This window comes from Pseudomonas sp. A (genome assembly GCF_056270345.1).
Genome location: NZ_CM149873.1, coordinates 2,004,778 through 2,017,436 on the forward strand (window position 1 = coordinate 2,004,778; position 12,659 = coordinate 2,017,436).

Sequence of the window (12,659 nt, forward strand, 5' to 3'; positions counted from 1 at the left end):
TGGAGTGTTTCCCATGAGCAAGATCGCAATCATCGGCGCCACCGGGCGCGCCGGCAGCCAGTTGCTGGAAGAGGCCCTGCGTCGTGGCCACGGCGTGGTGGCCATCGCTCGGGATCCGGGCAAGCTGCAAGGCCGTGACGGCGTGACGGTCAAGGCGCTGGATGCCAAGGACAGTGCCGCCCTGCAGGCGGCCGTGGCGGGCTGCGACGCGGTGTTGAGCGCGGCGCATTTCTCCACCCTCGAGCCGGGCGCGATCATCGAGCCGGTCAAGCGTGCCGGGGTCAAGCGCCTGCTGGTGGTGGGTGGTGCCGGCAGCCTGCTGCTGCCGTCCGGGCACCGGGTGATCGACAGCCCGGACTTCCCCGAGGCCTACAAGGCCGAGGCCAGTGCCGGGGTGCGCTTCCTCGAGACGCTGCGCCGCGAGCCGACCCTGGACTGGACCTTCCTGTCGCCGTCGGCGGAGTTCGTCGAAGGTGAGCGCAGCGGGCACTACACCCTGGGCAAGGACCACCTGCTGATCGGCGCTGATGGCAAGAGCTGGATCACCTTTGCCGATTACGCCATCGCCATGCTCGACGAGCTGGAAAAGCCGGCGCATTCGCGGGCGCGGTTCACGGTCGGCTACTGAGTCACGCGGTACCCTGTAGGAGCGGCCTCGTGCCGCGAAAGGGCTGCACAGCAGCCCCAGGCTTTCAGCGACAAATCAGATATCGCCGGGGCCGCTATGCGGCCCTTTCGCGACACAAGGCCGCTCCTACAGGGATTGTGCAAGGCTTGAGGCGCGCGCCTGCAGCCACTCCATCAACTCGACCAGCCCCGTGGGCATGGTCTTCGACGGGCTCACCAGGTAATAGCCCTTCCCGGTCGTCACCTTCAGCTCGAACGGCATGCACAACCGGCCTGTGCGCAGGTCGTCGCCGATCAGCGAGAAATCGCCGATGGCGATCCCCGTCCCCTGGGAGGCCATGGCCATTGCCATGTCCAACGTCTCGAAGTGCTGCTTCGGCCCCTGGGGCTCGAACCCGGCGTTGGCCGCCTGCAACCACAGCTGCCAGTCGTGTTCGTCCCGCGAGGGGTGCAGCAGCATCTGCCGCGCCAGGTCCTGCAACTGCAAGAGGTCGCTCGACACCGAAGGCGCGCAGACCGGCGTCAGTTGTTCATCGAACAGCTTGTGTACCTGCAGCCCATGGTTCGGCGCCGCGCCATACACCACGGCCGCATCGAAGCCCTCGCGGCGAAAATCCACGCCGTGCTGCACCGTGGTGGTCAACTCCACCGGCACATCCGGGCGCAGTGCCTGCCATTCCAGCAAGCGTGGCAGCAGCCAGCGCATCACGCAGGTCGGCGCCTTGAGCTGCAGTGTCGCGCTACGCCCGCCGACCTCGCGCACGCCTTGCTCGATCAGGGCAAAGACCTGCTGCACCCGGGGCAGCCAGTCCTGCCCTTCGCGGGTCAGGGTCAGGCCCCGGGCCTGGCGCTGGAACAACGCGTAGCCCAGGTGCTCCTCGAGCCCGGCGATCTGCCGGCTGACCGCGCCCTGGGTGATATGCAGCTGTTGCGCGGCGCGGGTGAAGTTGCAGTGCCGGGCGGTCACCAGGAAGGTGTGCAGGGCGGGGAGGGGGGGCAGGCGTTTCATTGTGACAAGCCATGATGTGGGGTCATGGCTAGTATGTGTTTTTTTGCATTGTGGCGGTAGTCGGCGCTTGGTTCCATGAGCACAGGTTTCAACAAGAATCGGGTACTCGATGATGGCAACCTGTGGTGAAGTGCTGGTCAAACTCCTCGAAGGCTATGGCGTCGATCATGTCTTCGGCATTCCCGGCGTGCATACCGTGGAACTCTACCGCGGCCTGGCCGCCTCCTCGATCCGTCACATCACCCCGCGCCACGAACAGGGTGCCGGGTTCATGGCCGATGGCTACTCGCGTACCCGGGGCAAGCCTGGGGTGTGCTTCATCATCACCGGCCCGGGCATGACCAACATCACCACCGCCATGGGCCAGGCCTATGCCGATTCGATCCCGATGCTGGTGATTTCCAGCGTGCAATCGCGCAGCCAGCTGGGCGGTGGACGCGGCAAGCTGCACGAGCTGCCCAACCAGGCTGGCCTGGTCGCGGGGGTGGCGGCGTTCTCGCACACGCTGATGAGCGCCGATGACCTGCCCGAGGTGCTGGCCCGCGCCTTCGCCGTGTTCGATGGCGCCCGTCCGCGCCCGGTGCATATCGAGATCCCGCTGGATGTGCTGGTGGAACCCGCCGATCACCTGTTGCCGGGCCGCGTGGTGCGCACCACCCGGGCCGGCGCCGCGCCACAGACCGTGCAACGCATGGCCGTGCGCCTGGCCAAGGCGCGGCGTCCGCTGATCCTGGCCGGTGGCGGTGCGCTGGAGGCGGGCGCCGGGCTGGCGCGGCTGGCCGAGCACCTGCAGGCGCCGGTGGCGCTGACCATCAACGCCAAGGGGTTGTTGCCCGCGAACCATCCGCTGCAGATCGGCTCGACCCAGACCCTGCCGGCCACCCGTGCGCTGGTGGCCGAGGCCGACGTGGTGCTGGCCATCGGCACCGAACTGGCCGAAACCGACTACGACGTGACCTTCAAGGGCGGTTTCGAGATCCCCGGCAGCCTGCTGCGGATCGATATCGACCCGGACCAGACGGTGCGCAACTACCTGCCCGAACTGGCCCTGGTAGCGGATGCCGCCCAGGCTATTGAAGCGCTGTTGGTGGCCCTGAACCTGCAGGCGCAACCGCCGCGCGAAAGCGATTGGGGAGCGGCGCGGGCCGCCCGCCTGCGCCAGGACAACGCGGCCAGCTGGGACCAGCCGACCCTGAGCCAGACCCGTCTGCTGACCAGCATCCTGCAGACCCTGCCGGACGCCATCCTGGTGGGCGACTCGACCCAGCCGGTCTATACCGGCAACCTGACCCTGGACATGGCCAGGCCGCGTCGCTGGTTCAATGCCTCCACTGGTTACGGCACGCTGGGATACGCGTTGCCGGCCGCCATGGGCGCCTGGCTGGGCAGCGCCGAGTCGCCCGCCGTACGCGCGCCGGCGGTGTGCCTGATCGGTGACGGCGGGCTGCAGTTCACCCTGCCTGAGCTTGCCAGCGCGGTCGAGGCGCAGGTGCCGTTGATCGTGCTGCTGTGGAACAACCAGGGGTACGAGGAGATCAAGAAGTACATGGTCAACCGGGCGATCGAGCCGGTCGGCGTGGACATCCATACCCCGGACTTCATTGGCGTGGCGCGGGCGTTGGGGGCCGAGGCAGAGGACGTGGGTGATGTGGCGCAACTGCAGGCAGCGTTGGGCAGGGCGGTGGAGCGCAGGGGGCCGACCTTGATCCAGGTGGATCAAGGTCAGTGGCAGCGGGCGGTTCAGGGCTGAAGCTGCAGCGAGGGCTTTGCCCTCGATCGCGGGGCAAGCCCGCTCCTACAGTCGCCCGATGTTTGTCTCTTTTCAGCTGGCGCTGGCGCGCAGGCGCGCCACGTCGCGAATCGGCGGCGCGCCGTACAGGCGGCTGTACTCGCGGCTGAACTGCGACGGGCTTTCATAACCTACCCGGTAGCCAGCCACCGCGGCCTCCAGCCCGTCGTTGAGCATCAGTCGCCGCGCCTCCTGCAGGCGCAGCTGCTTCTGGTACTGCAACGGGCTCATCGAGGTCACGGCCTTGAAACGGTGGTGCAGGGTCGAGGTGCTGAGGTTGACCTCGCGCGCCAGGTCCTCGATGCGCAAGGGCTCCTGGTAATGCCGATTGAGCCAGGCGATGGCCTGGCATACCCGGTGGGTCTGGCTGCTGGACAGGGCGATCTCGCACAGCCGCCAGCCCTGGGGGCCACGCAGCACGCGATACATCAGCTCGCGGCGCACCAGCGGGGCGAGCACGGCGATGTCCCGTGGGCTGTCGAGCAGACGCACCAGGCGCAGCAGTGTGTCGAGCAGTTGCGGATCGCTTTTCTCCACGAACAATCCGCGGCCGGAAGACTGGCCGGGGACCAGTATCGGCCCGCTCTCGGCGATCAGCTGGCTGATCTGCGCCGGGTCGATGTCCAGGCGCAAACCCAGGCAGGGGTTCTCGGGGCTGGCTTCGAGCAGGGCGCCGGTGATGGGCAGCGTTACCGAGACCACCATGTAGTGCAGCGGATCGTAGGTATAGCGCTCGTCGCCCAGGAACAATGTCTTGCTGCCCTGGGCCAGGATGCACAAGGCCGGTTGCGCCAGGGCCGGCATGCCGCGCACATCTTCTTCATAGCGAGTCAGGTACAGGTCTTCGATGGCCGACACCGCGCCATAGGGGCCGTTGGCGTGACGTCGGATCAGCCCGGCCAGCTCCTGGCGTTGCTGTTCCAGAAGCGGATCGAGGGGCGTGGATGAACTCATGGCGGGATTCCTCTGCTGACCGACGCAGCATAGGTTTGGGCAATGGCAGGCGCTAGTCGAAAGCTGCAGATCGATTGCCTGATCCTGCCGCGTTGCAGGATCAGGCAATCGGCCGGCAGTAATGGCCTAACGTCCCGCGCGGGCGAGCCTCTAACCTTGGCAGCCTGGTTTTCCCGTCCGTAGTGCTTCAAGGAGATCGTTCATGACCCAGCAACAACCGGTCACACACCTGGCTTTCATCCGCGCCAGCAACGGTCGATCCGCAGAACTCGGCGTACGCCTGCGCGACCTGCTCGAGCCGTCGCGACGTGCGCCGGGCTGCCTGAGCTTCAGCGTGCAGCGCTCGCAGGTCGATGCCGACCTGTGGCTGCTCAGCGGCAGCTGGTGCGACCAGCAGGCGATGAGTGGCTATTTCGCTTCGCCCACCCTCGACGTGTTCGGGGAGCTGGTGCAGGAGCAGGTGGTCAGCAGCCTGGACCTGCATACCTTCGCCTAACGTGTAGAATGCCGCCCCTCGATCACACAGGCGCAAAGCGACATGGCACGTAGAGAATTCCCCCACTTCGAAGCGGTTTCGGCAATGGTCCCGGTGCAAGGCGGCGGCTACCACGCGGCGATCGCCGTGAAGGCCCTGGTCATGGGCGGCGCGCCGCGCTTTCACAAAGTGCTGGACGGGCAGGTGTTCCAGTCGGCGATCGCGGCCGACCAGGCCGCTTGTGCCGAACTCGAACGCCTGCAGGGCGTGAGCGAGGAAGGTGAACTGGTCTTTTGATCAGACCTGTGGGCGAGCCATCTTGAACAGCTCGCCCAGCGCGAAGTAGTCGGCCGGGCCGCCGCCACGCAGGATCGGCTCGGCTGCGGCGGTGTCGTAGATGCCGTCCTTGAGCAGGTGCTCGGCAATGTGCACCGCCACCACCTCACCGAGGATCAGCCAGCTGGGAACCACTTCCTGGTCGGCGCGCTTGAGCTGGACGATCTGGCTGACCTTGCATTCGAAGCTCACCGGGCTTTCGCCCACGCGCGGCACCTTGACCACATTCGAGGCGGTCGGGGTGAGGCCGCTGAGTGTGAACTCGTCGACATCCGCCGCCACGGCGGCGCAGCTCTGGTTCATCTGCTGCGCCAGCGGACGGGTGGCCAGGTTCCAGACGAACTCACCGGTCTGCTCGATGTTGTTCAGGCTGTCTTTGCGCCCGACGCTGCAGAAACCGATGATCGGAGGGATGTAGTTGAAGGCGTTGAAGAAGCTGTAGGGCGCCAGGTTCAGGCGGCCTTCGCGGTCGTGGCTGGAGATCCAGCCGATGGGCCGTGGGCCGACGATGGCGTTGAACGGGTCGTGGGGCAGGCCGTGGCCTTTGGCGGGTTCGTAGTAGTACATCTGCGCAAGGCCGCGAGGCCCTTCCTGGTGGGAGACAAGGCGCCTAGTGTGCCAAGGCTTGGCCCGGCTGCAAATGATCAAGCCCGGCCGAAGCCGGGCTGGTTGCGCGCATCAGCGATCAGCTGATGCGGTGGCCGTTGGTGCGGTCGAAGCCATCTTCGGCGAAGCGTTGGCCGCCGGTGCGATCAAAGCCGTCTTCGGCGAAGCGTTGGCCGCCAGTGCGATCGAAGCCGTCTTCGGCGAAGCGTTGGCCGCCGGTGCGGTCGAAGCCGTCTTCGGCGAAGCGTTGGCCGCCGGTGCGGTCGAAGCCGTCTTCGGCGAAGCGTTGGCCGCCGGTGCGGTCGAAGCCGTCTTCGGCGAAGCGCTGCCCACCGGTACGATCGAAGCCATCTTCTGCGTAGATAGCCGACTGACTCTGCACGGCAGCGAAGGTGTGGGCGCCGGTACGGTCGAAACCGTCTTCGGCGAAGGCACCCGTGGACAGAACAGAGAGGGCGAGGGTGAGGATCAGTTGGTTTTTCATGGCCGTTGCTCCGGTGGATTGCTTGGGGTTGTTGTTTCTATGGGTTTAATGCTACGCCTATTAATTTGATTAAAAAGCGCAAAAAACCACGTATAAGAATCGATTAAGTCGATTGTTTTTGGCGCGGGTAACTGCAGGAAGTTGCCATTGGCGCCCCGGCCGCCGCCCAGCATCGCTCCCATCGGTTTTCGGGAGGGCCAGGCGGTGGCAGGGCCATTTCAGAATGAGCCCAGGCAGTTAATTGGGAATTAAGGGAGGAGGCGGCTTTTCACGAGAGGGAGGCCTGTTACCCGTGATGCGAGGTTCAGCGAGCGGTCGAGCTTTTCAGAGTGCTCGTTGAGCAGCCCCGCTCATGTCTCCTGGGTATTCACCCTGTAGCGGGTGCTTCGTCCGCCGCCGGGCAGACGAACCAGGCAGTGCTTGTCCAGCAGGTCGGCAAGGTGCCGGGTGGCTGTGGCCTTGGAGACCTTGGCCACAGCCTGGTACTGGCTGGCGCTGATACCCGCCTCGAAGCCGCGAGGGCCACCGTCGAGCAGGCGATTGAGCACTTTGACCTGTTCGGGTAACAAGCCGTCGCCACGATGGATCAGCCAGAAGCGTGCCTTGGCCAGCACCCGGTCGATGCGCGCCAGCGCTTGCTGGAGGCTGCGCAGCAAGGTGGCAAGGAACCAGGCCAGCCATTGTGTGACGTCCAGATCGCCGCGCTGGCTGCTTTCAAGGACTGCGTAGTAGCCGGCCCGGTCTTCCAGGATGCTGCTGGATATGGCGTAGAAACGGACCGCCCGCTGCTCGCCCTGGGCCAATGCCAGGTCTGTGATGGCGCGGGCCAGGCGGCCATTGCCATCGGTGAAGGGGTGCAAGGTGACGAACCAGAAATGGGCGAGCCCCGCGCGTAGCAGGGGGTCGAGTTGCCGATCACTGCGGCTTCTCTCGAACCAGTCGAGGAACTGCTGCACCTGCTGCTCCAGGCCGGCACGCGGCGGTGCTTCGAAATGCACCCTGGGTTTGTCGATACGACCCGACACCACCTGCATCGGGGCATCGTCGCGCCATGCGCCGACTGGCATGGGCGGTGCGAGCGTAGTGTCATGCTCGGGGAACAGCCAGCGATGCCACAGGAACAGGCGCTGCTGATCCAGTGGCCGAACATAGCCCATGGTCGCATCCACCATCAACTCGGCCAGGCCCTCGCTGCGTGTCGTGGTCGTTCCTGGCTCGGCAATCCCGAGCCGGCGGGCCAGGGAAGAGCGCACGGACTCCACATTGAGCTGCTCACCCTCGATGGCCGAGGACGTGACAATGTTCTGCAGCAGGGTATCGAGTGTATCGAGGTTGGCATTGGCCTCGGTCACCGCCCCCGCTCTGCCCAGCAGGCAGCCTTGCGCCTGGACGCAGTCCCTGAGCAAGGTTGCCAGTTGCGACGCGTCCCAACGAACGTCGGGCCAGTCGGCCTGCTGCCAGACCCAGACGGTGTCTGCAGCCGTGTGCGCTTTTGGGTTCATGAGCCAAATAATAGCGTCATTCGGCTCATGATGTGAGCCGAATGACGCTATTATTCGGCTCACAATCCATTAAAAAAGGGGCGCCCGGTCATCCGGAGCGCCCCTTTTCAGTTCTGCGAGGAGGGATCAGTCGGTGGTGATCCGCGAATGCTGCTTGGTGTCCTTCATGGTCGCGTACACCAGCAACGAACAGGCGATGCAGGCGGTGACGTACCAGTAGTAGCCAGTCTCCATGCCGGCGCTCTTGAACCACAGGGCCACGTACTCGGCGGTGCCGCCGAAGATCGACACGGTCAGCGCGTACGGCAGGCCGACGCCCAGGGCGCGGATCTCGGTCGGGAACAGTTCGGCCTTGACCACGGCGTTGATCGAGGTGTAGCCGCTGACGATGATCAGCGCGGCCATGATCAGGAAGAACGCGCCCCACCAGGTCTGGATGGTGTGCAGGGTGCTGAGGATCGGCACGGTGAACAGGGTGCCGAGCACGCCGAAGGCGATCAGGATAGGGCGTCGACCGATCTTGTCGGACAGCCCGCCGATCACTGGTTGCAGGCACATGAACAGGAACAGCGTGGCCGCCGAAATGGTGGTCGAGTCGCTGATGCTCATGCCCACGGTGTTGACCAGATACTTCTGCATGTAGGTGGTGTAGGTGTAGAAGGCCAGGGTTCCGCCCATGGTCAGGCCGACTACGGTCATCAGCTCCTTGGGATGGCGCAGCAGGGTGCGCATCAGGTTTTCCTTGGATTTTTCCTTCTTGGTGAAGGACGCGGTTTCTTCCATGCCGCGACGCAGGTACAGGGCGACCACCGCGCACAGCGCGCCGATCACGAACGGCACGCGCCAGCCCCAGGCATACAGCTCCTCGGTGGTCAGGGTGTTCTGCAGGACGATCAGCACCGCCAGGGCGATGAGCTGACCCGAGATCAGGGTGACGTACTGGAAGCTGGAGAAGAAGCCACGGCGTTCCTTGCTGGCCATCTCGCTCAGATAAGTGGCGGAGGTACCGTATTCGCCACCCACCGACAGGCCCTGCATCAGGCGGGCGATGACCAGCAGGACTGGCGCGGCGACGCCGATGGTCTCGTAGCCCGGGGTCAGGGCGATGACCAGGGAGCCTGCGCACATCAGCAGCACCGATGCCATCAGTGCCGCCTTGCGGCCCTTGCGGTCGGCGTACAGGCCCATCAGCCAGCCGCCGATCGGACGCATGAGGAAGCCCACGGCGAAGATCGCGGCGGTGTTGAGCAGTTGGGCGGTGGTGTCGCCGGCGGGGAAGAAGGCCTTGGCGAAGTACAGCGAGAATGCGGCGTAGACGTACCAGTCGTACCATTCGACCATGTTGCCGATGGAACCACTGAAGATCGATTTGAGGCGGCTGGCGGTGGACTTTTGCGCGGCGGGCGCAACGGCCGCCCCGGTGGGCAGAGTGCTGGCGTTATCCATCAGGGATACCTTCTCGTTGTTTTTGTGGAGCGCGCTCGAGGCGCAGCTTGAGAAGGGTTTTGCAGGAGGTGTGCCAGGTGGGGGCGCAGTGATCCGTTTGGGTGCATCGCGAGCCGGTCCGCTCCCACGCAACCCCTGTAACCTGCGGGTAATGCATATCCTTGTAGGAGCGGGCTTGCCCCGCGAAGAAGTGCCTCGGAGGATCAGTGAGTGAGCGGAATTTCGCTTGTTCTCGCCAATGGATAGGCAAGAATCCGCTCATTCGCGCTCAAGAAAGTCCTCTCTCGCCAACCCATGCCGCTGCATCTTTTCATTGAGTGTGCGCCGCGGCAGTTGCAGTGCCTCCATCACGCCCTTGATCTCACCCTTGTGCTGACGCAATGCAGCGCGCAGACACTGGGCCTCGAACGCTTCCATCTGCTCGACCAGGGATTGCCCGCCGGACGCGACCTCCAAAGCCGGCGAGCCCAACCCCAAGGCATGCCGTTCGGCGGCATTGGCCAGCTCGCGCACATTGCCCGGCCAATCGTGGGCCAGCAGGCGCGCCAGTTGCGCGCCGCTCAGCGGTGGGGCGCTGCGCCCCAGGCGTTCGGCGGCGCCGCGGGCAAAATGCTCAAACAGCAGCGGGATGTCCTCACGCCGTTCGCGCAGGGGCGCCAAGCGCAGTTCGGCGACGTTCAGGCGATAGGCCAGGTCTTCGCGGAAACGCCCGGCGCGGGCTTCTTCAAGCAGGTCCGGCTTGGTCGCGGCAATGATGCGCAGGTCGACGCTGATGCTCTGATTGGCGCCCAGCCGCTCAAGCTTCTGTTCCTGGATCACCCGCAGCAGCTTGGCCTGCTGGGCCAGTGGCATGCTTTCGATTTCGTCGAGGAACACGGTACCGCCATTGGCGTACTCCAGTTTGCCGATTCGCTTGCCCTGGGCACCGGTGAACGCGCCGCTCTCATGGCCGAACAGCTCGGCCTCGAACAGCGTCTCGGGAATGGCCGCGCAGTTGAGGGCGACGAAGGGTTTGTCGGCGCGCGGGCCGAAGTCGTGCAGGCAGCGCGCCACGCGCTCCTTGCCGCTGCCGGTTTCACCGCGGATCAGCACGTTGACCGGCAGGCCGGCCAGCTCCAGCACCTGGCGGCGCAGTTGCTGCAAGCCCTGGGACATGCCCAGCAGGGTGTTCTCCAGCTGCGCCTTGAGGTCGGCCTGCTCATGCAGGTGGCGGTTCTCCAGGACCAGCTGGCGCTTTTCCAGGGCCCGGCGCAGGCTGCCCATCAGGTGCTGTGGTGTGAACGGCTTTTCCAGGAAGTCATAGGCGCCATTGCGCATCGCTTCCACGGCCATGGGCACATCGCCATGGCCGGTGAGCAGGATCACCGGCAGGTCGGGGTCGTTCGCCTGCAGCTGTTCGAGCAGTTGCAGGCCGGACATGCCGGGCATGCGTACGTCGCTGAGGATCACCCCGGGGAAGTGCGGCTCGAGCCTGTCCAGACAGTCTTCGGCGCGGGCGAACAGTTGCACGCTGAAGCCCGACAGGCTCAGCCACTGTTCCACCGCGGTGCGGATGCTCGCTTCGTCGTCGACGACAATCACCGAATTCAACATACAGGCTCCAGGTCGCGGGGCAGGGTGAGGCTGAAGCGGGCACCGCCCGGCAGGTTCTCGACCTGCAGGCGGCCACCGGCGTCGATGACGATGCCATAGGAGATGGCCAGGCCCAGGCCCAGCCCTTCACCGACCGGCTTGGTGGTGAAGAACGGATCGAAGACCCGGTCCAGGTCGCAGTCGAGGATGCCACCACCGGAATCGAGCACGCTCAGGCGCCATTGCCCATCGTCTGCCTCGATGCGGATCTCCAGGCGTTTGTAACGTTTGTCGGCCATGGCGTCGATGGCGTTGCGCAGCAGGTTGATCAGCACCTGCTCGAGGCGGATCGCGTCGCCGCGGACCCAGGCCGGGCGGGCCAGGTACAGCGCCACTTCGACGCCTTCGGCGCGGATGCGGGTATCCAGCAGGTGCAGCGCCTGGTCGACCACCGTGGCCAGGTCCAGACGTTCGCGCAGGCCGCCGGGGCTGTTGCGGGCGAAGGTCTTCAGGTGGCCGGTGAGCGCGGCCATGCGGGTCAGCATCTGCTCCAGCGGCTCCAGGGCCTGGCGGGCTTCGTCATGGCGGCCATGGTCGAGCAGCAGGCGCAGGGTTTCCAACTGCATGCGCTGGGTGGTCAGCGGCTGGTTGATTTCGTGGGCCAGGGCTGCCGACATCTGCCCCAGCGCCGCCAGCTTGGCCGATTGCACCAGGCCTTCCTGGGCGGTATGCAGCTCACGGGTGCGCTCCTCGACCAGGCGCTTGAGCTCTTCGCGGCTGCGTTGGCGCAGGCGGGCCAGGCGCAGGCGCTGGCTGACGAACAGCGCGGCGAACACCAGGCTCAGCCAGATGGCTGCAGCGGCGAGGGCGGCGTTGCGGCCATCCTCGGCGACCTGCGGCTTGCGCAGCAAGTGCAGGGTCCAGCCTTCGGCCTCCAGGGGCAGGCGCTCCCACAGGTACTCGGCGGTGCCATCCGGGCCTTGCACGCGGGTCAGGTGGCTGGTGTCGGTGAAGCGGGTCAGGGCCTGGTGCTGCAGGGGCACCAGCGGTTGCTTGTCGTACTGGCGGGTTTCGGCCAGTTCGGCGCGGTCGGCGCCGGACAGCGGTTGCAGCTCGCGGTAGCGCCAGCCGTCCTGATTGGCGATGAAGGTGATGCCGCGGGCATCGCTGACCAGCAGGATATCGCTGCCCTGGCGCCACTCGCGTTCCAGCTCCGGGAACTCAAGTTTGACGACCATGGCGCCGAGGAAGCGGCCATGTTCGTCGTTTACCGCGCTGGACAGGAAGTAGCCCGGCACGCCACTGGTCACGCCGACGGCATAGAACCGGCCGCTGCCCTGGCTGCGGGTCTGCTTGAAATAGGGGCGAAAGCCGTAGTTGGAGCCGACATAGGTGGTCGGCAGGCGCCAGTTGCTGGCGGCGATGGCCAGGCCCGTGCGGTCGAGCAGCTCCAGGGTGGAGGAGTTGGCGGCGCCGTTGATGCGTTCGAGCTTGCGGTTCAGGGCGTCCTGCACCGGCTCGGTGATCGGACCGCGCAGGGCCGCGATCAGCTCCGGATCCAGCGCCAGCACCGCAGGCAGGGCGCGATAGCGCTCGATCAGGGTGTGCAGGGCGTTGGCATACAGGCCCAGTTGCTCGCTGGCCCGGCGGGCGTCGGTTTCCATGGCCTGGCGCTTGGCCTGGTGCATGGCCCAGCCGGCGCTGAGGGTGGTGCCGACCAGGATCAGCAGGATGATCAAACCCAGGCGCAGGGCGCGGAAGGATGAGGGCATGGGGCGGATCCGGGATCTCGGTTGTCTGTGCCGGCCTCATCGCGGGGCAAGCCCGCTCCCACAGGATTGCAGATGTTCCTGTGGGAG

Annotated in this window: 12 protein-coding genes; 4 read left to right on the top strand and 8 right to left on the bottom strand. The window is 65.8% G+C overall.

Annotation, left to right across the window (positions count from 1 at the left end; translation table 11 throughout):
• Positions 1–13 precede the first annotated feature (13 nt).
• The gene (locus AC0MAZ_RS09095) at positions 14–628 is read left to right on the top strand and encodes an NAD(P)-dependent oxidoreductase (protein WP_475860889.1); all 615 of its coding nucleotides are present in this window, start codon (positions 14–16) and stop codon (positions 626–628) included.
• 126 nt (positions 629–754) lie between these two features.
• Here AC0MAZ_RS09095 and AC0MAZ_RS09100 read toward each other — a convergent pair whose 3' ends face one another.
• Positions 755–1,636, bottom strand: a complete 882-nt coding sequence (locus tag AC0MAZ_RS09100) for a LysR substrate-binding domain-containing protein (RefSeq protein WP_475860890.1) — start codon at positions 1,634–1,636, stop codon at positions 755–757.
• 112 nt (positions 1,637–1,748) lie between these two features.
• Between AC0MAZ_RS09100 and AC0MAZ_RS09105 the strand changes: the two genes are divergently transcribed.
• Positions 1,749–3,386 carry a 5-guanidino-2-oxopentanoate decarboxylase gene (locus AC0MAZ_RS09105; RefSeq protein ID WP_254464238.1) on the top strand — a complete coding sequence of 546 codons (1,638 nt, stop codon included), beginning with the start codon at positions 1,749–1,751 and terminating at the stop codon, positions 3,384–3,386.
• Positions 3,387–3,458: 72 nt separating this feature from the next.
• Here the strand turns inward: AC0MAZ_RS09105 and AC0MAZ_RS09110 are convergent, their stop codons facing one another.
• Positions 3,459–4,379, bottom strand: coding sequence for an AraC family transcriptional regulator (locus AC0MAZ_RS09110; protein ID WP_110737424.1), 921 nt, complete (start codon positions 4,377–4,379; stop codon positions 3,459–3,461).
• Between the two features lie 202 nt (positions 4,380–4,581).
• On the opposite strand from AC0MAZ_RS09110, the gene AC0MAZ_RS09115 reads away from it, so the two are divergent.
• Together AC0MAZ_RS09115 and AC0MAZ_RS09120 are read left to right on the top strand one after the other, a co-directional pair.
• Entirely contained in the window at positions 4,582–4,875 is a 294-nt protein-coding gene (locus AC0MAZ_RS09115) for a putative quinol monooxygenase (protein ID WP_050703928.1), read from the top strand.
• 42 nt (positions 4,876–4,917) lie between these two features.
• Entirely contained in the window at positions 4,918–5,151 is a 234-nt protein-coding gene (locus AC0MAZ_RS09120) for a hypothetical protein (protein WP_232854631.1), read from the top strand.
• Here AC0MAZ_RS09120 and AC0MAZ_RS09125 read toward each other — a convergent pair whose 3' ends face one another.
• The 6 genes from AC0MAZ_RS09125 to AC0MAZ_RS09150 all read right to left on the bottom strand — a co-directional run bounded on the left by AC0MAZ_RS09125 (position 5,152) and on the right by AC0MAZ_RS09150 (position 12,572).
• Positions 5,152–5,757, bottom strand: coding sequence for a flavin reductase family protein (locus AC0MAZ_RS09125; RefSeq protein WP_203647840.1), 606 nt, complete (start codon positions 5,755–5,757; stop codon positions 5,152–5,154). It abuts the gene before it with no gap.
• A 118-nt stretch (positions 5,758–5,875) separates the two neighbouring features.
• Positions 5,876–6,280, bottom strand: coding sequence for a heme utilization protein (locus AC0MAZ_RS09130; protein WP_254464224.1), 405 nt, complete (start codon positions 6,278–6,280; stop codon positions 5,876–5,878).
• Between the two features lie 350 nt (positions 6,281–6,630).
• Positions 6,631–7,782: a Fic family protein gene (locus tag AC0MAZ_RS09135; RefSeq protein ID WP_475860891.1), complete on the bottom strand. Its 1,152-nt coding sequence runs from the start codon at positions 7,780–7,782 to the stop codon at positions 6,631–6,633.
• Positions 7,783–7,908: 126 nt separating this feature from the next.
• Positions 7,909–9,228 (bottom strand): MFS transporter, encoded by a 1,320-nt coding sequence (locus tag AC0MAZ_RS09140; RefSeq protein WP_420713634.1) that lies wholly within the window; start codon positions 9,226–9,228, stop codon positions 7,909–7,911.
• Between the two features lie 258 nt (positions 9,229–9,486).
• Complete coding sequence (locus tag AC0MAZ_RS09145) at positions 9,487–10,821, bottom strand: sigma-54-dependent transcriptional regulator (RefSeq protein WP_232854628.1); 1,335 nt, start codon at positions 10,819–10,821, stop codon at positions 9,487–9,489.
• On the bottom strand, positions 10,815–12,572 hold the full coding sequence (locus AC0MAZ_RS09150) for an ATP-binding protein (RefSeq protein WP_203647835.1): 1,758 nt from the start codon (positions 12,570–12,572) through the stop codon (positions 10,815–10,817). Before AC0MAZ_RS09150 ends, AC0MAZ_RS09145 begins: the two co-directional genes overlap by 7 nt.
• Positions 12,573–12,659 lie beyond the last annotated feature (87 nt).

Excerpts from the sequence above, each read along its gene's own strand:
- AC0MAZ_RS09110 (WP_110737424.1), bottom strand. The coding sequence starts at position 4,379 with ATGAGTTCATCCACGCCCCTCGATCCGCTTCTGGAACAGCAACGCCAG.
- AC0MAZ_RS09120 (WP_232854631.1), top strand. The coding sequence starts at position 4,918 with ATGGCACGTAGAGAATTCCCCCACTTCGAAGCGGTTTCGGCAATGGTC.
- AC0MAZ_RS09130 (WP_254464224.1), bottom strand. The coding sequence starts at position 6,280 with ATGAAAAACCAACTGATCCTCACCCTCGCCCTCTCTGTTCTGTCCACG.
- AC0MAZ_RS09095 (WP_475860889.1), top strand. The coding sequence starts at position 14 with ATGAGCAAGATCGCAATCATCGGCGCCACCGGGCGCGCCGGCAGCCAG.
- AC0MAZ_RS09115 (WP_050703928.1), top strand. The coding sequence starts at position 4,582 with ATGACCCAGCAACAACCGGTCACACACCTGGCTTTCATCCGCGCCAGC.
- AC0MAZ_RS09105 (WP_254464238.1), top strand. The coding sequence starts at position 1,749 with ATGGCAACCTGTGGTGAAGTGCTGGTCAAACTCCTCGAAGGCTATGGC.
- AC0MAZ_RS09125 (WP_203647840.1), bottom strand. The coding sequence starts at position 5,757 with ATGTACTACTACGAACCCGCCAAAGGCCACGGCCTGCCCCACGACCCG.
- AC0MAZ_RS09145 (WP_232854628.1), bottom strand. The coding sequence starts at position 10,821 with ATGTTGAATTCGGTGATTGTCGTCGACGACGAAGCGAGCATCCGCACC.
- AC0MAZ_RS09100 (WP_475860890.1), bottom strand. The coding sequence starts at position 1,636 with ATGAAACGCCTGCCCCCCCTCCCCGCCCTGCACACCTTCCTGGTGACC.
- AC0MAZ_RS09150 (WP_203647835.1), bottom strand. The coding sequence starts at position 12,572 with ATGCCCTCATCCTTCCGCGCCCTGCGCCTGGGTTTGATCATCCTGCTG.
- AC0MAZ_RS09140 (WP_420713634.1), bottom strand. The coding sequence starts at position 9,228 with ATGGATAACGCCAGCACTCTGCCCACCGGGGCGGCCGTTGCGCCCGCC.
- AC0MAZ_RS09135 (WP_475860891.1), bottom strand. The coding sequence starts at position 7,782 with ATGAACCCAAAAGCGCACACGGCTGCAGACACCGTCTGGGTCTGGCAG.